The sequence below is a fragment of the Achromobacter sp. Root565 genome, assembly GCF_001427425.1.
In the GTDB taxonomy this organism is placed as follows: domain Bacteria; phylum Pseudomonadota; class Gammaproteobacteria; order Burkholderiales; family Burkholderiaceae_B; genus Achromobacter; species Achromobacter spanius_D.
The window spans coordinates 943,601-965,381 of sequence record NZ_LMGO01000005.1 but is presented as its reverse complement, the minus strand read 5'-3'; the positions used below and the strand labels follow the sequence as shown (position 1 = coordinate 965,381).

Genomic DNA, 21,781 nt, shown 5'->3' with positions numbered 1-21,781 from the left:
GTTTTCACTCGTGCGCAAGGTTCCGTGGTTGATCCTATCTGTTGTCAGCGTCGCCGCCGGAGCCGCCCAGGCTCAAGGTAGCCCGGACGCCGCTGCTTCCGCGCCGTCGGTCACGTCAACCCCCCAACTGCGCACGTCTCCCGGCCTGCGCATGCACCGGTTGCCCGACGAGAGCATTCCCGCTTTCATGGAAGCGGACGCCATTTCAGGCGACCCCGACTACGAGCTCACGCTATCCGGCAACGCGCAGGTGCGTCGCATCGATGGCGTGATCAAGGGCGACGAAATCAATTACCGCAAGGACACCGGCAAGGTCGACGTGCGCGGCAACGCCCGCATGATGCGCGACGGCACGCTGGTGACCGGGCCGTCCGCCACGTTCAATGTGGACCGGTACTCCGGCGAGGTCGAAAAACCCAACTTCTGGCTGGGCGCCACCGGCGGCTTCGCCGTCGCCGACCACGCGGATATTTTCAGCAAGTCGCAGATGCGGCTGCACACGGTGACGTACAGCGGCTGCCCTTGCGAAAACCCGTCGTGGTACATCAAGGCCAATTCGGTCGATATCGACTTCGACGAGAACGAGGGCGTGGCCCGCGGCGGCGTCTTGTATTTCAAGGACGTGCCGATCCTGGCCTCGCCCTACATGACCTTCCCGGTCAAGCGCGAGCGCAAATCGGGTTTCCTGATCCCGACCTACGGCACCACCAGCCAGGGCGGCTTCGACATTTCGATTCCGTACTATTTCAACCTGGCGCCCAATTACGACTTGACGGTGCAGCCGCGCTACTTCTCCAAGCGCGGCACTCAGTTGGGCGGCGAGTTCCGCTATCTGGGTTACACGTACGGCGGCATGCTGGACGGCACCTATCTGCCCGATGATGACGTGACGGGCAAAGACCGCTGGATGTACTGGTGGCGTCACCAGCAGCGTTTCTCGCACGGCTTCTATACAGACTGGGATATCGCCAAGGTATCCGACGACAATTACTTCCGCGACATTTCGCAGCTGGGCCTGAACCAGGCGTCCACCACGTACCTGCCGCAGCGCGGCCGCGTGGGCTGGGTCTCCGATCACTGGAGCGCCTACGCGCAGGTCTACAAGTTCCAGACGCTGCAGGATCCCGACGCGCCGCTGGTTCCGCCGTACAACAAAGAGCCCGAGATCTACTTGCGCGGTTCGCGCTACGACTGGGGCGGCTTCGATGTGGACTGGACCTCGACTGCCGTGCGCTTCAGCATGCCGCAGTACGGCGCCGCCCTGCGCGCGCCCGACGGCGACCGTCTCCAGAGCTATGCGGCAATCTCGTATCCGATCGTGCGTCCGGGCTGGTTCTTCACGCCGAAGGCGGGCATCAACTACACGTCCTATCAGACCAAGTGGTATGGGGTGGACGCGCAGGGGCTCAATGGCGGGTCGGCCGTTGGCCTGCCGCGCTCGCAGTCCCGCACGCTGCCCATCATGTCGGTGGACACGGGCCTGATCTTCGAGCGCGACACCACGCTGTTCGGCAAATCTTCCACGCAGACGCTCGAACCGCGCCTGTACTACCTGAACGTGCCGTACCGCGACCAGTCCAAGCTGCCGGTGTTCGACACGTCGCTGGCCGACTTCAGCTTTACCCAGGCCTTCGAGGAAAACATCTACTCGGGCGGCTGGGACCGTATCGCCAACGCCAACCAGCTGACCGCGGCGCTGACGACGCGCTGGCTCGACGCCGATACCGGCTTCGAACGCCTGTCGCTTGGCGTGGCGCAGCGTCTGTACTTTGAAGACCAGAAAGTCACGCTGCCGCTGGAAACCCCGCGGACGGACGTGCGCTCCGATTTCCTCGTAGGTGTCTCCGCCGCGTTGACGGACACGCTGAACACCGACGTGGCCGCGCAGTACAACCCTTACGACAACAATTGGTCGCGCGGGCTCATCAGCGCGCGCTGGTCGCCTCAGCGCTTGACCACCGTGGCGGTGGCCTACCGCTACCAGCGCGACCCCCAGCCTGGCGTGTTCTACCAGCCGCAGGGCCAGAACCAGGTCAGCCTGGCCGTTCAATGGCCGTTCAATAAGCGGTGGTACGGTGTGGGCCGGGTGGACTATTCTTTGCGTTCCGGACCGTCCAGCACGCTGGCCAATACGACGGAATCCCCCCGCGTGACGCAGGCCATCGCTGGCCTGGAGTACAAGGGCGACTGCTGCTGGGTGGGCCGCATGGTCTACCAGCGCTACGCCGTATCGGCGGCGGACACCAACTCCGCGCTGTTCTTCCAGCTTGAACTCACGGGCCTGGGTTCCCTCGGAACCGACCCCATGAGCCTGCTGAACAGAAGTATCCCCGGTTACACGCGCGTCACGCCGCCCGCGCAGACCGGGACCACATTTGAAAGGTATGAATGATGCGTAGGTTGCACTCTTTGCGCCGCCTCTCCGGCAAGGCGCTGCTGCTGGCCTTGTGCGCCGGCTTGCCCGCCGCCCATGCGGCCGAGCAGACCGCCCGCGGCGCCAACAGCGCCAAGGCCGCTCCGGCCGCGCAGAACAAGGAAGCGCCCGCGCCCAAGGGCGAGCAGTTCGTGGACGGCATCGCCGCGATCGTCGACAAGGACGTGATCACGCTGCGCGAACTGCGTGACGCTTCCCAGCGCATCGCCGGCGAACTCCAGTCGCGCGGCATCCAGGTGCCGGACGCCCAGACGCTGCAACACCAGGTGCTGCAGCGTCTCATCATGGAACGCGTTCAGCGCCACGAAGCCGACCGCCTGGGCATCCGGGTGGACGACGCCCAGATCGACACGGCCATCCAGGCCATCGCCGCCCGCAACAAGATCACCGTGGCGCAACTGCGCCAGGAACTCGAAAAGTCCGGCACGTCCTGGGACGGTTACCGCAAGTCGCTGCGCGACGAGATCCGCTCGGATCGCCTGCGCCAGCGCGCGGTCGACTCGACCATCGTCATTTCCGACGCGGAAGTCGACGCCTTCCTGAAAGATCAGCGCCGCAACCCCGCTTTCGCCGCGGCTCCCCCGCAGGCGGCGCCCCAAGCGCAACCCCAGCCTCAGCCGCAGGCAGCACCCGAGCAGGCAGCCGCCGCCGGTCCCATGCTGTACGCCCTGGCGCAGATTCTGGTGCGCGTGCCGGAAGGCTCGTCGCCCGATCAGCTGGCGCTGCTGCGCAAGAAGGCCGAAGGCCTGTTGGCGCAAGCCAAGCGCGGCGATGACTTCGCAAGCCTTGCTGCGGCGTCGTCCGACGGCCCCGAGGCGCTGCAGGGCGGCGTCATGGGCGTGCGTCCGCTGGACGGCTGGCCCGACCTCTTCGTCAAGGCGGTCAGCAACCTGCAGAAGGGCCAGGTCAGCCAGCTCATCCAGAGCGGCAACGGTTTCCACATCATCAAGGTGGTGGACCGCGGCACCGCCCAGCCCGCGCCCAGCCGCACGGCCCGCGCGCCGGCGCCGCAAGCCGCCCCGCAACCGGCTCCGCAGCCGGCCGCAAGTCCCCAGGCGCCGCAGGGTCCCACGCAAGTCGTCCAAACGCGTGCCCGCCACATCCTGATCAAGACGTCGACCGTCATGAGCGACGATCTGGCCCGCCAGCGCCTGGAGCAGGTTCGTCTGCGCCTGGTGAACGGCAGCGCCAAGTTCGAGGAAATGGCGCGCCAGTATTCGCAGGATGCCACCGCGCCGCAGGGCGGCGAGCTGGGATGGCTGAACCCGGGTGAAACCGTGCCGCCGTTCGAGGCCGCGATGAACGCGCTGCAACCTGGCGAAATCAGCCAGCCCGTGCAGTCGCCGTTTGGCTGGCACCTGATCCAGGTCGAAGAACGCCGCGATCACGATGCGACCGACGACCTGGCCCGCATGCGCGCCCGCCAGACGCTGTTTGAACGGCGCGCCCAGCCGGCCTTCGAAGACTGGCTCGAGCAACTGCGTGCACAGGCGTATGTCGACAACCGCCTCGAAAAGCAGCAGAAGATCCAGCAGAACAACCGCTAAACGCATTACGGGCTTTTCATGTCTCAACACCAGGCGCGCAAGCGCTTTGGCCAGAACTTCCTGACCGACGACAGCGTCGTCGAGTCCATCGTCCGGGCGGTTGCGCCCGCCCGCGACGATGCCGTGGTCGAGATCGGCCCAGGCCTGTCCGCGCTGACGCGGCCGCTGCTCGAGCGTCTGGACCATCTCACCGCGGTCGAAATCGACCGCGATCTGGCCGCCCGCCTGCGCAAGCAGTTCGAGGCATCGCGCCTGACCGTGGTCGAAGCCGATGCGCTGACGGTGGATTTCTCGCAGTTCGGTAGCGCGCTGCGCGTCGTGGGCAATCTGCCCTACAACATCTCCAGCCCGTTGCTGTTTCACCTGATGACGTGGGCCGACCACATCCGCGATCAGCATTTCATGCTGCAGCGCGAAGTGATCGACCGCATGGTGGCCAAGCCCGGCTCCGGCGACTTCAGCCGCTTGTCCGTGATGCTGCAAGCGCGCTATCGCATGCACAAGCTGTTCGACGTGCCGCCCGAGGCCTTCGATCCGCCGCCCAAGGTGGTATCGGCCATTGTGCGCATGGTGCCGCTGCCGGCGGACCGCTTGCGGCCCATCAGCGAGCGCGCCTTCGAAACCGTGGTGGCGCGCGCCTTTTCGCAGCGCCGCAAGATGCTGCGGCGGGTGCTGGCCGACTGGGCGCCGCAAGTGCCCTGGGAAGCGCTGGAGATTGCGCCGACCGCCCGCGCCGAGGACATTTCGGTCGACCGCTACATCCGCCTGTCGGATGCGCTAGTCGAGGCTGGAGTGTTGGCGCGGGACTGACGTCCTTTCAGTATGGCAAAGCAATGCAAAAAGGCCCCGCGGGGCCTTTTTGCTCTTTTTGCATTCAGACGCAGGGGGAAACGGTGTCAGACACCCTGGGGAGATGGACGTCAGCCTGTGACGGCGGTGCTGCGGGTGTCAGACACCTTGGCGAATCAGCGGGTGTCTGACACCTTGGCGAATCAGCGGGTGTCTGACACCTTGGCGAATCAGCGGGTGTCTGACGCCTGGCATGGCGAAGACCGCAACGTTGCAGGCGCAGGTGTTTGCCCCAGGCGCCCAATCACAGCATGCGTTTCTGCGCCGCCATCCACAGCTGCATCACGTCGCGCGCGCGGTCGGTAAGCAGGCGCTCGGCGTCCGCCAGGGCCTGCTGCAAGGTGATGGGGCCGGGGGCCAGGCTGAATGCGGCGCTGATGCCGCAGGCGTGCAGGGCTTCGTAGCCGTCGCCCAGAGAACCGGCCAGCGCCACGACGGGAACGCCCGCGCGCTGCGCAATCTTGGCGACGCCCGCCGGTGTCTTGCCGCGCAGGGTCTGTGCATCCATCCGGCCTTCGCCGGTGAACACCAGCGTCGCGCCTTCGACCGCTTCGGCCAAGCCACCCAGCTCCGCGACGATCTCCACGCCGGGGCGGAAGTGCGCGTTGAGAAACGCCTTGGCGGCAAAGCCCAGGCCGCCCGCGGCGCCCGCGCCGGGCGCATCGCGGTGGTCGGCGTTCAGATGGCGCGCGCACACGTCGGCAAAGTTGCCCAGCATCGTGTCCAGCGTCTGCACCTGTTCCGGCGTCGCGCCCTTTTGCGGCCCAAAGACATGCGAGGCGCCCTGCGGTCCGCACAACGGGTTGTCGACGTCGGAAGCGATGTCGATGCGGACCTGCGCCAGCCGCGGGTCCAGACCGCGCGTGTCGATCGAGGCAAGCTGCCCCAGCGCGCCGCCGCCCGGCGGCAGGCTGTTGCCGCCGGCGTCCAGCAGCCGCACGCCCAGCGCCGTCAGCATCCCGGCGCCCGCGTCGTTCGTGGCCGAGCCGCCCAGACCCAGAATGATGCGCGTGGCGCCCGCGTCCAGCGCCGCGCGCATCAGCTCGCCCACGCCGTGGCTGCTGGCACGCATCGGGTCGCGCTTGGACGGTGCAATCAATTCAAGGCCCGCCGCCGCAGCCATTTCGATGATGGCGGTGCCGTCTTCCAGCAGCCCCCACACGGCGTCGACCTTGTGGCCGAGCGCGTCGTTTACGGTGATCTGCCGCTCCTTGCCGCCGGTGGCGGCCAGCACGGCCTCGACGGTGCCTTCGCCGCCGTCGGCCATCGGGACGCACACCGTATGCGCGCCGGGAAAGGCCGCCTTGACGCCGCGCGCAATGGCGGCGGCCGCATCAGGCGCGGAAACGCTTTCTTTGAACGAGTCGGGAGCGATGACGATTTTCACGGGTGTCGTTGGGCGTGTTGAGGGTCGGAAATGTCACCCATGATACCCGTGGCAACGCGGCCGGCGTACCATAGCGCTTTCGTTGTTTTTGCGAGAGTGGACCGCCATGCCTGTATTGCGCCGCACCAAAATTGTCGCCACCCTGGGACCCTCGACCTCGTCGCCCGAACGCATCGACGCGCTGATTCGCGCGGGGCTGGATGTGGCGCGGCTGAACTTCTCGCACGGCAGCGCGGACGATCACCGCGAACGCGCGCGCCTGGTGCGCGAGATCGCCGCCAAGCAAGGCCGCTTCGTCGCCATCATGGGCGACTTGCAAGGGCCCAAGATCCGCATCGCACGCTTTGTCGATAAGCTGGTGCATCTGCAGGTGGGCCAGCCGTTCACGCTGTCGCGCGTGCATCCCAAGGACGCCGGCACCGCCAGCATCGTGGGCATCGATTACCCCGAACTCGTCACCGACTGCCGCGTGGGCGACGAGCTGCTGCTCGATGACGGCCGCGTCGTGCTGGTCGTCGACCGCGTCGAAGGCGACGAGGTCCACACCACCGTCACGGTGGGCGGCCCGCTGTCCAACAACAAGGGCATCAACCGCCGCGGCGGCGGCCTGTCAGCGCCCAGTCTTACCGACAAGGACCGCGTCGACATCAAGCTGGCCGCCGAAATGGAACTGGATTACGTGGCCGTGTCGTTCCCGCGCTACGGCAGCGACATCGACGAGGCCCGCACCCTGCTTGCCGCCGCCGGCAGCCAGGCGTGGATCATCGCCAAGATCGAACGCGCCGAAGCCGTGGCCGACGACGAAGCCCTGGACGCGCTGATCCGCGCCAGCGATGGCGTGATGGTGGCTCGCGGCGACCTGGGCGTGGAGGTCGGCGATGCCGAACTCGTGGGCATCCAGAAGCGCATCATCCAGCACGCGCGCACGCTGAATAAGGTGGTCATCACCGCCACGCAGATGATGGAGTCGATGATCTCCAGCCCCATGCCGACCCGCGCCGAAGTCTCGGACGTAGCCAATGCGGTGCTGGACTACACCGACGCCGTCATGCTGTCGGCCGAAAGCGCCTCGGGCCAGTACCCGGTCGAAACTGTGCAGGCCATGGCGCGTGTGTGCCTGGGCGCCGAAAAGCACCCGACCACCACCAAGTCGCATCACCGCATGGGCGAGACCTTCACGCGCTGCGACGAGACCATTGCACTGGCGGCCATGTACGCGGCCAATCACTTCCCCGGCGTGAAGGCCATCATTGCGCTGACCGAAAGCGGGCACACCCCGCTCATCATGTCGCGCATCCGCTCGGGCGTGCCGATTTACTGCTACAGCCCGCACAGCGTGACGCAGAACCGCGTGACGATGTTCCGCGGCGTGTACACCATCCCGTTCTCGCCGTCGGACTACGATCCCGCCGACCTTTCCAACGCCGCCATCGACGAACTGCGTAAACGCAATCTGGTGCAGACGGGCGACTGGGTCATTCTGACCAAGGGCGATTTCTATCGCGACAGCGGCGGCACCAACGGGATGAAGATCCTGCTGGTGGACTGAGCCAGTCTTGAATGGGGGCGCGGCCGGGCGCCAGATGCCGGCCGGCGCGCCCTGCGATCAGCCGAAGAACCAATAGCAGACGCCGATCGCGGCCAGCACACCGGCCAGATCGGCGATCAGCGCGCATCCCACCGCATGGCGCGCGCGCAAGATGCCTACCGATCCGAAATACACCGCCAGCACGTAGAACGTGGTCTCGGTGCTGCCTTGCACCACCGCGGCCAGCAGCGCCGGGAAACTGTCCACGCCAAAGTGCGTCATGGTTTCCAGCATCATGGCGCGCGCCGCGCTGCCCGAGAACGGCTTGACCAGTGCAGTGGGCAGCGCGTCCACGAACCGCGTGTCCCAGTTGGCCTGCGCGGCCACCCAGCGGATGCCGTCCAACAGGAAGTCCAGCGCGCCGGACGCGCGCAGCACACCCACGGCGCACAGCATCGCCACCAGATAGGGCAGCAGGCTCTTGGCGATGTCGAAGCCTTCTTTGGCGCCCTCGATGAAGGCCTCGTACACGGGCACCTTCTTCCAGGCGCCCACGACCAGAAACGCCAGCAGGATGCCGAACAGCGTCAGGTTGCCCATCAGCGAGGACAGCGACGCGATTGCGGCCGCCGACATGCTGGCCAGCAGCGCCATGAATCCGCCCAGCACCAGCGCGGCGCCGCCCAGCCACAGCAGGATGACGGGATCGGCCAGGCGCAGGCGCTGGCACAGCGCCACCGCCAAAAAGCCGGCCAGGGTGGACGCGCTTGTCGCTAGCAGGATGGGCAGAAAAACCAGCGTGGGATCGGGCGCGCCCTGTTGCGCGCGGAACATGAACAGCGTGACGGGCAAGAGTGTCAGCGACGACGCATTGAGCACCAGAAACAGAATCTGCGCATTGGTGGCGGTGTCGGGCTTGGGATTGAGCGATTGCAGCTCGCGCATGGCGCGCAGGCCGATGGGCGTGGCGGCGTTGTCCAACCCGAGGCCGTTGGCCGCGAAGTTGAGCGTGATGAGACCGATGGCCGGATGATTGCGCGGCACCTCGGGCATCAGTCGCGCAAACAGCGGTCCCAGCACGTGCGCCAGCTTTTCGACGAGGCCCGCACCCTCCGCGATGCGCAGGAAACCGAGCCACAGCGTCAGCGTGCCAAAAAGCAGCACCATTACTTCCACGGACACGCGCGCCATGTCGAACAGGCTGGCGACCATCTGGCGAAAGACCTCGGGATCTCCGATGGCCAGCCAGCGGTACAGCGCGGCCGCGGCGGCGGTGAGGAAGAAGCCAAGCCAGAGTTTGTTCAGCATGCGGACGTGCCCGGACAGCGGTTGATTGCGCATCAGCGCGGCGACGCTCATTGTCGCAGAGTCGGTAAGCCGCAGCTTGGCCGCACGGCGTCAATTCTGGTACTTTGCCCCGATACGTCTTGTAGCGAACAACAGGGGGACCCATGGATTTCAACGCCTGGCGCCGGCGCCGCATTTCGGAACCCGCATACCGCTGGGCCCGCAATGCATTGCCGGCCATGTCGGCCACCGAACGCGAAGCCATCGAAGCCGGCGATAGCTGGTGGGATGCCGACCTGTTCACGGGCAACCCCGACTGGCGCAAGCTCCTGGGCGTGCCGCCCGCCACGCTGACGCCGGATGAACAGCGGTTCATCGACGGCCCCGTGCGCCAGCTTTGCGGCATGCTGGATGAATGGGACATCTCCTGGAACCGGCGTGATCTGCCGCCGCAGGTCTGGGAATTCCTGAAGACGCAGCGCTTCTTCGGCATGATCATTCCGCGGCGCCATGGCGGGCTGGGCTTCTCGCCTTATGCGCACTCCGAGGTGGTGCGGCGCATTTCCGCATATTCCATCACCGCGGGCGTCACCGTGATGGTGCCGAACTCGCTGGGCCCCGGTGAACTGCTGATGCAGTTCGGCACGTCCGCGCAGCGCGACTACTGGCTGCCGCGGCTGGCCGATGGCCGCGAGATCCCGTGCTTTGGCCTGACCAGCCCCGAAGCCGGATCGGACGCGGCCTCAATGGTGGACACCGGCATCGTGTGCCGCCAGGTGGTGGACGGCCGCGAGCTCATCGGCATCCGGCTCAATTGGCACAAGCGCTACATCACGCTCGGGCCGGTGGCCACGGTGCTGGGGCTGGCGTTCAAGATGTCCGACCCGGACGGCATCCTGGGCGGCGCCAAGGACATCGGCATTTCGGTTGCGCTGGTTCCCACGGAAGCGCCCGGCGTCGAGATCGGCCGCCGCCACCTGCCTGCCATGCAGGTCTTTCAGAATGGCCCCAACTCGGGGCGCGACGTTTTCGTGCCGCTGGATGCGCTGATCGGCGGCGTTGAGCGCGCCGGCCAGGGCTGGCAGATGTTGATGAGCGCGCTGGCGGCCGGGCGCGGCATTTCGCTGCCGTCGCTGTCGGCAGCCGCCGCTGCGATGTGCGCGCACACCACGGGCATGTACGCCCGGGTGCGCGAGCAGTTCGGCATACCGATCGGCAAGTTCGAAGGCGTGCAGGAACGGCTGGCCAGCCTGGCCGGTAACGCGTATCTGGTCGAGGCCGCGCGCCGCCTGACGTGTGCCGCGCTCAACCAGGGCGTCAAGCCCGCGGTCGTGTCCGGCATCATGAAGTACCACGCCACCGAGCGCATGCGCATGTCGGTGAACGACGCCATGGACGTGCACGCGGGCCGCGCCGTCATGGACGGTCCCAGCAATTATCTGGGCTCGCTGTACCGCGCCGTGCCCATCGCCATCACGGTCGAGGGCGCCAACATCCTCACACGCAATCTGATCATCTTCGGGCAGGGCGCGATCCGCGCGCATCCCTACCTGATGCCGGAGATCCTGGCGCTGGGCAATCCCGACGAGGAACGTGGCATCGAGGTCTTTCACGATGTCTTCTGGCGCCATCTGCGCCACGCGGGCATGAACACGCTGCGCGCAATCGGCCGCGCCTGGACGGGCGGCATGCTGGCGCCCGCGCCGGCTTCGGGGCCGGTGGCGGGCCATTATCGGAGGCTGGGCCGCTATGCGTCGGGCTTTGCGCTGCTGGCGGACGCCACGCTCGCGCAGTTGGGCGGCGGCCTGAAGCGCCGCGAAATGATCTCCGCCCGGCTGGGCGATATCCTGTCGGAACTCTATCTGCTGTCCGCGGTGCTCAAGCGCTGGGAAGACGAAGGCCGCAAGCACGACGACCTGCCGCTGGTGCGCTGGTGCATGGCGCAGGGCTACGCCAGCATCGAGAAATCGATGGACCAGGTGCTGCGCAACCTGCCGGTCAAGGTGGTGTCGTGGGGATTGCGGGCGGCCATCCTGCCCTTGCGGCTGGCCAAGGGGCCGGACGATGCGCTGACGCGAGAATGCGCCGAGCTGCTGCTCAAGCCGTCGCCCACGCACGTGCGTCTGGCGGCCGACTTGCAGCGCGAGCCCGGCGAAGATCCGCTGGGCCTGTTGACCCGCGCCTTTGCGCTGGCCGACGCGGTGCAGCCGATCCGCGACCGTCTGCGCCAGTCCAACGTGCGCAACTGGCGCGAGGCCCATCAGCGCGGCGCGATTACGGATGCGCAGGCAGCGCAGCTCGAAGCCGCCGAAGCGACGGTGCTGAGGGTATTGCAGGTGGATGATTTTGCGCCGGAGGCGCTGACGCCGCACGGCGAAGGCGCACCGGCTCAGAAGCAGAAGCAGAAGCAGGATCAGGAGCCGCAGCCGCAACAGCCGCAGCCGCCGCAACAGGAGGACGAGCCCCCCGCTGCGGCAAAACCCGCCGAAAACGCCTAATCGTCCTGGTTCGGGTCCATGCCCGGGAACAGGATTTCAGTGAAGCCGAACTTCGTGAAATCCTGGATCCGGGACGGATACAGGCGGCCGATCAGGTGGTCGCACTCGTGTTGCACGACGCGCGCGTGAAAGCCCTCGGCTTCCCGTTCGATCAACTGACCGTACGGGTCGCGGCCGCTGTAGCGGATGTGGCGGTAGCGCGGCACCAGGCCGCGCAGGCCGGGCACCGACAGGCAGCCTTCCCAGCCGTCTTCCATTTCATCCGACAGCGGCGTGATGACCGGATTGCACAGGATCGTCTGCGGCACCGGCGGCGCGTCGGGATAGCGGTCGTTGCGGTCGAAACCGAAGATCACCAGTTGCAGGTCCACGCCGATCTGCGGCGCGGCCAGGCCTACGCCCTGCGCCGCAGCCATGGTCTCGAACATGTCGTCGATCAGGGCGTGCAGCTCAGGGGTGTCGAAACGCTCGACCGGCGGCGCCACGCGCAGCAGCCGCGGGTCGCCCATTTTCAGGATGGGATGGATCATGGCTGGCGTCCGGATCAGTCCTGGCGGTCTTTCTTCTGGATGAATTCGATCTTGTAGCCGTCGGGATCTTCCACGAAGGCGATGACCGTCTTGCCGTGCTTCATGGGGCCGGCTTCGCGGGTGACCTTGCCGCCGCGTTCCTTGACCTTGTCACAGGCTTCGTAGGCGTTGTCGACTTCCAGGGCGATGTGGCCGTAGCCGTTGCCCAGGTCGTACTTGTCGGTGTCCCAGTTGTGGGTCAGTTCGATGACGGCGCCATCAACTTCGTCCTGGTAGCCCACAAAGGCCAGCGTGAACTTGCCGTCCGGGTAGTCGTTGCGGCGCAGAAGACGCATGCCGAGCACGTTGGTGTAGAAGTCGATGGACGTGTCGAGGTTGCCGACGCGCAGCATGGTGTGGAGCAGACGCATGGGAGGTTTCCTTAAGCGATGAGAGGTTGGGGGAAAAGCCGGGCATTTCCGACATGTTCCCGGGAGATTCCGATGTCGCGCAGCGCGCCGCCCATGGCGTCGACCGCCTGCCGCATCTGGCCGGCGCCAAAGGCGCCGATGCAGCCGACCCGGAACGTGGGTTCTTCGGTGTTGGTGAAGTTGCTGATCACATAGCCGCGCTGCTTGAGCGCGTCCACAAAGAGCTGCAGGTGCCAGGTCGGGGCATCCGGCGCGCGGACGTTGACGACGATGGGGCCTTGCAGCTCGGGCGGCAGGTACGGGGTCAGGCCAAGTTCGATCACGCCATCATAGAGCGTGCGCATGTTTGCCGTGTAACGCGCCAGACGGGCCTCGCGGCCTTCCTGGCGGAAAAGCTCCAGCGCCACGGCCAGCGCCGCCAGCGTGGGGGCGGCGGGGGTGAAGCGGGGACCGGCGTTGGGCGCCAGCGTGTGCTGGTAGATGTCCGCCAGATCGAGCGACCAGCTTCCCGCATTGCCGCGCGCGGCATCCAGGCTGTCGCGGCGCGCGACCACGAAGGCGGCGCCGGGCAGGCCTTCCAGGCATTTGTTGGCGGTCAGCACCACGGCATCGACCGCAGGCAAGGCGCGCAGTTCGAGCGGCAGCGCGCCGAAGGCGGACACGGCGTCGATGATCACGCGGCGTCCCAGCGCATGGGCGATGCGCGCCAGATGGGGCACGTCGTGGCAGATGCCGCTGCCGGTTTCGCTGTAGACCAGCGCCACGTGTGTAATCGTCGGGTCGCGTTCCAGCGCGTCGGCCACGGCCTGCGGGTCCACGCGCTCGGTTTTGCCCACCGCAAGCGGCACGGCAACGCGGCCGGCCTCGCCGGCCAGTTTCTGCAGACGGGCCGCATAGGCGCCGGTGGACGGCGCCAGCACGCGGCCGCCGGGCGGCACGAAAGTACGGAGGGCGGCTTCGACCGCGAAATGGCCGCAGCCGGGCAGGGCAAGGGCCACGTGTTCATCCGCGCTGGCTTGCGCAATCGCCAGCACGCCGTCGCAGACCTGCCGGTACAGGGTTCGAAAATCGTTGTCCCAGGGCGCGTAGTCCTGCGCCATGGCGGCCTTCACCCGCGCATCGGTCGTGACCGGGCCCGGAATCAGCAGCAGCATTTCGATTCTCCTTGGGATCGCTGAGACGCTGGTGTGCTCCGGCGCCTCAGAACTGAGGCAGCGAAGCAGGATCGTGACGCCGCAGGATGTTCTTGGCGTCTTCGAAGTCGGGCAGGATCTGGCCCACTTCGCGCCAGAAGTCCTGACTGTGGTTCATCTCGCGCAAATGGGCAAGCTCGTGCGCGATGACGTAATCGATGATGGCCGGGGCAAAATGAATCAGGCGCCAGTTCAGCATGATGTTGCCGTCGCTGGTGCAGGAGCCCCAACGGGTGGCGGCCGACGACAGGCGCCAGCGGCTGATCTTCAGTCCGCTGATTTGCAGGAAGTGGGCCAGCCGCGTGCCGAACCAGGCGCCCGCGCGCTGTTGCAGCCAGGCTTGCGCCGCATCGCGGATGCGGCCCTGGTCGGCGTGGGACGGCAGCGCCAGCCACAGCGTGTCGCCGTCCTGCGGCGCATCGGCGTCGCCGGACAGGTTGGCCTGACGGCTGTCGCCACCCACGCCGATGACGATGCGCCGGCCCAGATACGGGAGTTCGCCACCTGCTTGCCAGCGGGTGTGGGCCATGGCCAGTTGCTGCTTGCGGGCATGCCATTCACGCAGCTTGGTCAGGATCCAGCGGGACTTTTCACGCACTGCGTCGTCGATCTGCGTCAGCGTCACCCAGTTGGGAGCGGTGACGCGCAGGCCATCGTCGGTGATGACAAACCCAATACTGCGCCGCCGCGAACGCAGCAGCACGAAGCCGATGGGTTGCTGTTCGGTGGGCACCTCGCGCCAGCGCGCACCGGGCGGCAGCGGGTCAGGGCAGGGCGTGGGCACGCGCGAGGCCGCGTTGGGTGACAGCGTCAGCAGCGGCTCGCCGGTGGCGGGCGCCTTGGCGGCGTCGGGAAACAGGTTGGCGGGCGCGACGGGCTGGGGCGTGTCGGGGCGGTGCGTGTCGGGACGGTGCGTGTCGGGGCGGTGAGTCTGGGGCCCGGCGGACGGCGCCCGGGGGGCGGCCGTCGGCGTCGGCACGCCGATCAGCGGCGACGCGCCCGCGGGCGCGGCGTCTTCCTGCGTACCGAACAGGAGTTCTAGCTGATCAGTGCTGGGCATACCTTTCGGGGTTGAGACGCCGCATTTCCCCTTCGATCCATGCTTGAACCTTCTGGTTCAGTTCGTCGGGGGTGAGTCCCTTGGATTCTATCGCGGGACCGATCGACAGGGTGACCATGCCGGGGTACTTGACGAAGGCGTTGCGGCGCCAGCATTCGCCGGCGTTGTGCGCAACGGGAATGACCACGGCGCCGGTGCGCGAAGCGAGCAGCGCGCCGCCCATCTTGAAACGCCCGGCCTGGCCGGGCGGCACGCGCGTGCCTTCGGGAAACAGCAGCGGCCAGCGGCCTTCGTTCAGGCGGGTCTGGCCTTGCTTGACCACCTGTTCGAACGCGTCGCGGCCCTTGGCGCGGTCAATGGCGATCATGCGCAAGAGCGCCAGGCCCCAGCCGAAGAACGGCACCATGTGCAGCTCTTTCTTGTAGACGAAGCAGACCTCGCGCGGCATGTAGGCCGGGAAGAACAGGGTTTCCCAGGCCGACTGGTGTTTGGACAGCAGCACCGCCGGGCCGTCGGGCAGGTTTTCCCAGCCCTTGACCTGCCAGCGGATGCCGCAGAAGACCTTGGCGCCCCAGATGGCCAGGCGGGGCCAGCCCACCGTGAGCTTGTAGCGCCAGTGCAGCGGCAGCGGCGCCCACAGCACGCAGGCGAAGGCGTACGGAATGACCGTGACGGCCAGAAACACGAAGTACAGGAAGGAACGAAGCCGGGCCATCGGGTCACGCGTCCTGCAGCAGGGCGTCGGCCACGGCCGACAGGTCATTGCAGACGCGCGTGTTGTCCGGCAGTCCGCCCTTGGCCTGCGTCTTGGCGCCATTGCCCGTCAGCACCAGCCAGGGCGAGCACCCCGCGGCCGACGAGGCCTGCAGGTCACGCAGCGAATCGCCCACCGCCGGCACGCCGGCCAGATCGATGTCGTAGCGGTGACCGATCTGCTCGAACATGCCGGGACGCGGCTTGCGGCAGCTGCAGTCGTCGTCAGGGCCGTGCGGGCACATGAAGATGGCATCGACGCTGCCGCCCACCGCGGCCAGTTCGCGCCGCATCTTGGTGTGGATGGCCGTCAGCGTGTCCATGTCGAACAGGCCGCGTGCCAAGCCCGACTGGTTGGTGGCAACCACCACCTTCCAGCCGGCCTGCGTGAGGCGCGCGATGGCCTGCAGGCTGCCCGGCAGCGCGATCCATTCGTCAGGCGTCTTGACGAATGCGTCGCTGTCCTGATTGATGACGCCGTCGCGGTCGAGGATGATGAGCTTCACTGGGCGAGCCTGGAGATGTCGGCGACCTGATTCATCAGGCCATGCAGCTGGGCGAGCAGGGCCAGCCGGTTGGCGCGCACGGCCGGGTCTTCGGCCATGACCATGACGTCGGCAAAGAACGCGTCGACCGGCTCGCGGGCCTGGGCCAGCGTGGACAGGCTGCCGGCGAAGTCGCCGTCGGCAAGCTGCGCTTCGGCCTTGGGACGCAGGGCCGCCACGGCGGTGGCCAGCGCCTTTTCGGCGGGCTCCACCAGCGCGGCGTCGTTCACGGCGCCGATCTCGCCCTCGGCCTTCTTGAGCAGATTGCCGATGCGCTTGTTGGCGGCGGCCAGGCTGGCGGCCTCGGGCAGCTGCGCAAACGCGGCGGCGGCGCGCACGCGTTCGGCCACCTGGTGCAGCGGCGGGGTCAGCGCGATCACGGCCTCGACGGCGTTGCGGTCGAAGTCGTTGATGAGCTGGTTGCGATAGCGTTCATAGATGAAGGTGCGGACCTCGGCCAGCGTGTCGGCCGGGATCTTGCCGGCCGGGAACGTGCCGGCAGCCAATTGCAGCAGGCCGTCCAGCGTCAGCGGACCGTTCTGGCTGATCTTCAGCCAGCCGCCCGCGGCCAGTTGTTCGAAGGCGCTGATCAGGCCCAGCGCGGCGCGGCGCAGGCCGAAGGGGTCGCGTTCGCCGGTGGGGGCCAGGCCGATCGCCCAGATGCCGACCAGCGTTTCGACGCGCTCGGCGATGAAGAGCGTGGCGGCAGTCAGGGTGTCCTGCGTGACCGGCGCGTCGTACCGGTTTCGGTACTGGCTGCGCAGGGCTTCGACGACGCTGGCGGGCTCGCCGTCGCCGGCGGCGTAATACGCGCCCATGATGCCTTGCAGCTCGGGGAACTCGCCGACCATGTTCGACCCGAGGTCGGCCTTGGCCAGCATGGCAGCGCGGTCGGCGGCGGACACGTCGCCGCCCAGTTCGCCGGCGATGCCGCGGGCAATCGCGCGCACGCGCTCGACGCGCTCGAGCTGGGTGCCGAGCTTGTTGTGATAAACGATGGAGCCCAACTGTTCGACACGCGCGGCCAGCGGCGTCTTGCGGTCGGTTTCAAAGAAGAATTGCGCGTCGGCCAGACGCGGACGCACCACGCGCTGGTTGCCTTCGACGATGTTCACCGGATTGTCCGTGCGCATGTTGCTCACGATCAGGAAGCGGTGGGTGAGACGGCCGGTCGCCGGGTCGAACAGCGGGAAGTACTTCTGGTTCAGCCGCATGGTCAGGATCAGGCATTCCTGCGGAACCTGCAGGAACTGCTCTTCGAACTCGCCCACGTACACGGTGGGGTGCTCGACCAGCGCGGTGACTTCGTCCAGCAGCGCGGCCACTTCGGGGTCATCGCCCAGCGTGGCGGACAGGCGGGTCGCATCTTCCTGCAATTGGCGCTGGATCTCGGCGCGGCGCGCCTCGAACGAGGCCACGACATGGCCCTTTTCGGCCAGCGTGGCGACGTAGGCGTCGGCATCGGCGATGGCAATGGCGCCCTCGCTCATGAAGCGGTGGCCGAGTGTTTCGCGGCCGGCGGCAAGGCCCAACGCCGAGACCGGCACCACGTCCGCGCCGAACAGGGCGATCAGGCCATGCGCCGGGCGCACGAACTTGACGGTGGAGACGCCGTCCGCCAATTGGTAGCGCATCACCTTGGGGATGGGCAGGCCGTCGATGGCGGCTTCGATGCCTTCCTGCAGGCCGGCAGCCAGTTGCGCACCCGCGGCCGTGCCGCGCGCCACCAGGTAGTCCTGCTTGCCGTCGGATTCACGGTCCAGGGTGGACACGTCGATGTTTTCAAGGCCCTTGGCAGCCAGCTTCTTTTGCAGCGCGGGCGTGGCCTTGCCGTCTTCGGTCAGGCCGATCTTCACGGGCATCAGCTTTTCGGCATAGGCCTGGTCGGGCGCCTGCGCCAGCACGGCGGACAGGTGCACGGCCAGGCGGCGCGGCGTCGAGTACGGGGTGACGGCGCAGCCCTCGGCCAGCAGGCCGTGGCGGTCCAGCGTGGCGCGCACGCCTTCGGCAAAGGCCTGGCCCAGCTTCTGCAGGGCCTTGGGCGGGAGTTCTTCGGTCAGCAGTTCAACCAGCAGCGGGCGGATGTTCGTCGTCATTTATGCTGCCTCCCCGGCGGCCTTGTCGCGGCCCAGCATGGGAAAGCCCAGTCGTTCGCGGGAATCGTAATAGGCCTGCGCGACGGTGCGCGACAGGTTGCGGATGCGGCCGATGTAGGCGGCGCGCTCGGTCACGCTGATCGCGCCGCGCGCGTCCAGCATGTTGAAGGTGTGCGCGGCTTTCAGCGCGGCCTCGTAGGCCGGCAGCGCCAGGGGCACGTCCATCAGGCGCTTGGCTTCGGCTTCGTAGTCGTTGAAATGCGCAAACAGCATCTCGGCCGACGAGTGTTCGAAGTTGTAGGTGGATTGCTCGACTTCGTTCTGGTGGAACACGTCGCGGTACAGAACGCGATTGCCGTTGGCGCCTTCCGTCCAGACGAGGTCGTACACGCTTTGCACGTCCTGCAGGTACATGGCCAGGCGTTCCAGGCCGTAGGTGATTTCACCGGTGGTGGGCGTGCAGTCCAGGCCGCCGACCTGCTGGAAATACGTGAACTGTGTCACTTCCATGCCGTTCAGCCAGACTTCCCAGCCCAGGCCCCAGGCGCCGAGCGTGGGGTTTTCCCAGTCGTCCTCGACGAAGCGGATATCGTGCTGCGTGGGATCGATGCCCAGCGCCTTCAGCGAACCGATATACAGATCCAGGATTTCGGGCGGCGCGGGCTTGAGCACGACCTGGTACTGGTAGTAGTGCTGCATGCGGTTGGGGTTTTCGCCGTAGCGGCCATCCTTCGGGCGGCGCGAGGGCTGCACATAGGCGGCGCGCCAGGGCTCCGGACCGATGGCGCGCAGGAACGTGGCCGTGTGCGAGGTGCCGGCGCCGACTTCCATGTCGTAGGGCTGCAGCAGGGCGCAACCCTGCTTGTCCCAGTATTCCTGGAGCGTAAGGATGATTTGCTGAAAGGTGAGCATAGGATTCTTGGAATTCGGCCGCCGGGCAAAAACTGCCCCGCGCGTGGGAAACCCGGCATTTTAACTGGCCTGCGGCTGTAGCGGGCCCGGGCGGGGCCGTACCGGTTACATCTGGGTCCGAAGGCGTCCCCGAATGTGCCCCTGGTGGACACGAGGGGGCCTTTGCCTGCGCCCGTAAACCAATGGTCGTATGATTCCGGGTTGAGCCTGAGTCTTATATAAAACCCGGAACCCGATTCCGAGAAATTCGCGAAAAAGGAGCAGTCCCATGTCTGACCTGATCACGGTGGAAGTCACCGACGGCATCCAGATCATCACGATCAACCGTCCCGAGGCCAAGAACGCCATCAACCTGGAAACCGCCGTGGCCATGGCCGCCGCGCTGGACCAGCTGGACAGCCGTGACGACGTGCGCATCGGCATCCTGACGGGTGGCGGCGGCACGTTCTCGTCGGGCATGGACCTGAAGGCGTTCGCCGCGTCCGGCCAACGCCCCTACGTGGAAGGCCGCGGTTTTGCCGGCCTGAACGAACGCCCGCCCAAGAAGCCGCTGATCGCCGCGGTCGAAGGCTACGCGCTGGCCGGCGGATGCGAAATGGCGCTGGCCTCCGACCTGATCGTGGCCGCCAGCAACGCCAAGTTCGGCCTGCCCGAAGTCAAGCGCGGCCTGGTGGCCGGCGCCGGCGGCCTCTTGCGTCTGCCGCGCCGCCTGCCGTACCACATCGCCATGGAAGTCATCCTGACCGGCGAAATGCTGAGCGCCGAACGCGCCCACGCCTTCGGCCTGGTCAACCGCCTGACCGAGCCGGGCGGAGCCCTGGCCGGCGCGCTGGAACTGGCGCGTGCCATCGTCGAAAACGGCCCGCTGGCCGTCCAGACCGCCAAGAGCATCGTCGCGCAAGGCGGCGACTGGGACCAGGAAGGCATGTTCGACCGCCAGCGCCCGCTGATCGCGCACATCTTCACGTCGGCCGACGCGAAGGAAGGCGCCACGGCCTTCGCCGAGAAGCGCAAGCCCGTGTGGCAAGGCAAATAAGTGGTTGGCCCCCACGCCGCGCACGCTCCGCGCGCTTGCTGCCCCCCCGAGGGGGCGCATTTTGCCTTGGGGCGGCCCGGCGGCAAAATAGTTCTTTTCTACTGCGGCTGATCACCGGATCAGCCGCGTTTTCACGTTTCCCCTCCAGACCTGCAAATCGCCATGTCCGTCATCATTAAAGAAGAAGACTTGATCCAGTCGATAGCCGATGGCATCCAGTTCATCAGCTATTACCATCCCGTCGATTACATCCGCCACCTGGCGCGCGCCTACGAGCGCGAGGAAAGCCCGGCCGCGCGCGATGCGATGGCGCAGATCCTGACCAACTCGCGCATGTGCGCCGAGGGCAAGCGTCCGCTGTGCCAGGACACCGGCATCGTCAACGTCTTCCTGAAGATCGGCATGAGCGTGCGCTTTGACACCAAGCGCACCCTGCAGGAGCTCTGTGACGAAGGCGTGCGCCGCGGCTATCTGAATCCGGACAATCCGCTGCGCGCCTCCGTGCTGGACGACCCGCTGTTTGCGCGCAAGAACACGCGCGACAACACGCCCTGTATCCTGCACGTCGAGCTTGTCCAGGGTGACAAGGTCGACGTGCAAATCGCCTCGAAGGGTGGTGGTTCCGAGAACAAGACCAAGTTCGCCATGTTGAACCCCAGCGATTCACTGGTGGACTGGGTGCTCAAGACCGTCCCGTCGATGGGCGCCGGCTGGTGTCCGCCCGGCATGCTGGGCATCGGCGTCGGCGGCACGGCTGAGAAGGCCATGCTGATGGCCAAGCAGTCGCTGATGGAAGACATCGACATGTACGAGCTGCTGGCCCGCGGCCCGCAGAACAAGCTGGAAGAGCTGCGCATCGAGCTCTACGAAAAGGTCAACGCGCTGGGCATTGGCGCGCAGGGCCTGGGCGGCCTGACGACCGTGCTGGACGTCAAGATCAGCACCTTCCCGACGCACGCGGCCTCCAAGCCCGTCGCCATGATCCCGAACTGTGCGGCCACGCGTCACGCGCACTTCGAGCTGGATGGCTCCGGTCCCGCGCGCCTGGATCCCCCGTCGCTGTCCGAGTGGCCCGACGTGCACTGGGCGCCGGACTACAACAAGTCCAAGCAGGTCGACCTGAACACGCTGACCAAGGAAGAAGTCGCCAGCTGGAAGCCGGGCCAGACCCTGCTGCTGTCGGGCAAGATGCTTACCGGCCGCGATGCCGCGCACAAGCGCATCCAGGACATGCTGGCCAAGGGCGAGCCGCTGCCCGTGGACTTCACCAACCGCGTCATCTATTACGTGGGTCCGGTGGATCCGGTGGGCGATGAAGTGGTCGGCCCCGCAGGTCCCACCACCGCCACGCGGATGGACAAGTTCACGGACATGATGCTGGAGAAGACGGGCCTGATCTCGATGATCGGCAAGTCCGAGCGCGGCCCCGTCGCCATCGAAGCCATCAAGAAGCACGGCTCGGCCTACCTGATGGCCGTCGGCGGCGCTGCCTACCTGGTGTCCAAGGCCATCCGCGGCGCCAAGGTGCTGGGCTTTGCGGACCTGGGCATGGAAGCCATCTATGAGTTCGACGTGAAGGACATGCCGGTGACCGTGGCGGTCGACGCCCAAGGCACCTCGGTCCACACGACCGGCCCGAAGGAATGGCAGGCCAAGATCGGCAAGATCCCGGTCGCCGTTGCCTGAACGCAGTGACTGCATGAAGTGCAAATTGGC

At 66.8% G+C, this 21,781-nt stretch carries 17 protein-coding genes; 7 read left to right on the top strand and 10 right to left on the bottom strand.

All coding sequences use genetic code 11. The features are described 5' to 3' along the window. Positions 1-10 precede the first annotated feature (10 nt). The 3 genes from ASD71_RS21025 to rsmA are packed head-to-tail and all read left to right on the top strand — an operon-like array spanning position 11 to position 4,791. Entirely contained in the window at positions 11-2,392 is a 2,382-nt protein-coding gene (locus tag ASD71_RS21025) for an LPS-assembly protein LptD (protein WP_056569146.1), read from the top strand. After that, entirely contained in the window at positions 2,389-3,981 is a 1,593-nt protein-coding gene (locus ASD71_RS21020; RefSeq protein WP_056569141.1) for a peptidylprolyl isomerase, read from the top strand. The genes ASD71_RS21025 and ASD71_RS21020 overlap by 4 nt, the downstream gene beginning before the upstream one ends. 18 nt (positions 3,982-3,999) lie before the next feature. Beyond that, a complete protein-coding gene (gene rsmA / locus ASD71_RS21015) occupies positions 4,000-4,791 on the top strand; it encodes a 16S rRNA (adenine(1518)-N(6)/adenine(1519)-N(6))-dimethyltransferase RsmA (protein WP_056569139.1) in 792 nt (263 codons plus the stop codon). 283 nt (positions 4,792-5,074) lie between these two features. Here the strand turns inward: rsmA and ASD71_RS21010 are convergent, their stop codons facing one another. Continuing rightward, positions 5,075-6,217, bottom strand: coding sequence for a glycerate kinase (locus ASD71_RS21010; protein ID WP_056569135.1), 1,143 nt, complete (start codon positions 6,215-6,217; stop codon positions 5,075-5,077). Between the two features lie 106 nt (positions 6,218-6,323). On the opposite strand from ASD71_RS21010, the gene pyk reads away from it, so the two are divergent. After that, positions 6,324-7,766: a pyruvate kinase gene (pyk, locus tag ASD71_RS21005; protein ID WP_056569133.1), complete on the top strand. Its 1,443-nt coding sequence runs from the start codon at positions 6,324-6,326 to the stop codon at positions 7,764-7,766. Between the two features lie 57 nt (positions 7,767-7,823). Here the strand turns inward: pyk and ASD71_RS21000 are convergent, their stop codons facing one another. Continuing rightward, on the bottom strand, positions 7,824-9,053 hold the full coding sequence (locus ASD71_RS21000) for a nucleoside recognition domain-containing protein (RefSeq protein WP_056569539.1): 1,230 nt from the start codon (positions 9,051-9,053) through the stop codon (positions 7,824-7,826). Between the two features lie 143 nt (positions 9,054-9,196). Between ASD71_RS21000 and ASD71_RS20995 the strand changes: the two genes are divergently transcribed. Continuing rightward, positions 9,197-11,530, top strand: a complete 2,334-nt coding sequence (locus tag ASD71_RS20995) for an acyl-CoA dehydrogenase (protein WP_082579006.1) — start codon at positions 9,197-9,199, stop codon at positions 11,528-11,530. Here ASD71_RS20995 and def read toward each other — a convergent pair. From def to glyQ, 8 genes are read right to left on the bottom strand one after another with little or no spacing between them, the layout of a single operon-like run. Next, entirely contained in the window at positions 11,527-12,060 is a 534-nt protein-coding gene (gene def, locus ASD71_RS20990) for a peptide deformylase (protein WP_056569130.1), read from the bottom strand. The genes ASD71_RS20995 and def overlap by 4 nt on opposite strands. A 14-nt stretch (positions 12,061-12,074) precedes the next feature. Then, positions 12,075-12,470 carry a lactoylglutathione lyase gene (gene gloA, locus ASD71_RS20985; RefSeq protein ID WP_056569127.1) on the bottom strand — a complete coding sequence of 132 codons (396 nt, stop codon included), beginning with the start codon at positions 12,468-12,470 and terminating at the stop codon, positions 12,075-12,077. Positions 12,471-12,481: 11 nt separating this feature from the next. Then, positions 12,482-13,624, bottom strand: coding sequence for a 2-aminoethylphosphonate--pyruvate transaminase (locus ASD71_RS20980; protein WP_056569124.1), 1,143 nt, complete (start codon positions 13,622-13,624; stop codon positions 12,482-12,484). A 46-nt stretch (positions 13,625-13,670) separates the two neighbouring features. After that, on the bottom strand, positions 13,671-14,723 hold the full coding sequence (locus ASD71_RS20975; protein WP_156395241.1) for a YgjP-like metallopeptidase domain-containing protein: 1,053 nt from the start codon (positions 14,721-14,723) through the stop codon (positions 13,671-13,673). Continuing rightward, the gene (locus ASD71_RS20970; RefSeq protein WP_056569123.1) at positions 14,710-15,438 is read right to left on the bottom strand and encodes a 1-acyl-sn-glycerol-3-phosphate acyltransferase; all 729 of its coding nucleotides are present in this window, start codon (positions 15,436-15,438) and stop codon (positions 14,710-14,712) included. The genes ASD71_RS20975 and ASD71_RS20970 overlap by 14 nt, the downstream gene beginning before the upstream one ends. 4 nt (positions 15,439-15,442) lie before the next feature. Further along, a complete protein-coding gene (gene gmhB / locus ASD71_RS20965; RefSeq protein ID WP_056569120.1) occupies positions 15,443-15,982 on the bottom strand; it encodes a D-glycero-beta-D-manno-heptose 1,7-bisphosphate 7-phosphatase in 540 nt (179 codons plus the stop codon). Further along, positions 15,979-18,117, bottom strand: a complete 2,139-nt coding sequence (gene glyS / locus ASD71_RS20960; protein WP_056569117.1) for a glycine--tRNA ligase subunit beta — start codon at positions 18,115-18,117, stop codon at positions 15,979-15,981. Before glyS ends, gmhB begins: the two co-directional genes overlap by 4 nt. Continuing rightward, positions 18,118-19,029 carry a glycine--tRNA ligase subunit alpha gene (glyQ, locus tag ASD71_RS20955; protein WP_056569114.1) on the bottom strand — a complete coding sequence of 304 codons (912 nt, stop codon included), beginning with the start codon at positions 19,027-19,029 and terminating at the stop codon, positions 18,118-18,120. Positions 19,030-19,297: 268 nt separating this feature from the next. Here glyQ and ASD71_RS20950 point away from each other — a divergent pair, with 268 nt between their 5' ends. Then, complete coding sequence (locus ASD71_RS20950) at positions 19,298-20,065, top strand: crotonase/enoyl-CoA hydratase family protein (RefSeq protein ID WP_056569111.1); 768 nt, start codon at positions 19,298-19,300, stop codon at positions 20,063-20,065. Between the two features lie 162 nt (positions 20,066-20,227). Continuing rightward, the gene (locus ASD71_RS20945; RefSeq protein ID WP_056569109.1) at positions 20,228-21,751 is read left to right on the top strand and encodes a fumarate hydratase; all 1,524 of its coding nucleotides are present in this window, start codon (positions 20,228-20,230) and stop codon (positions 21,749-21,751) included. Positions 21,752-21,781: the final 30 nt, after the last annotated feature.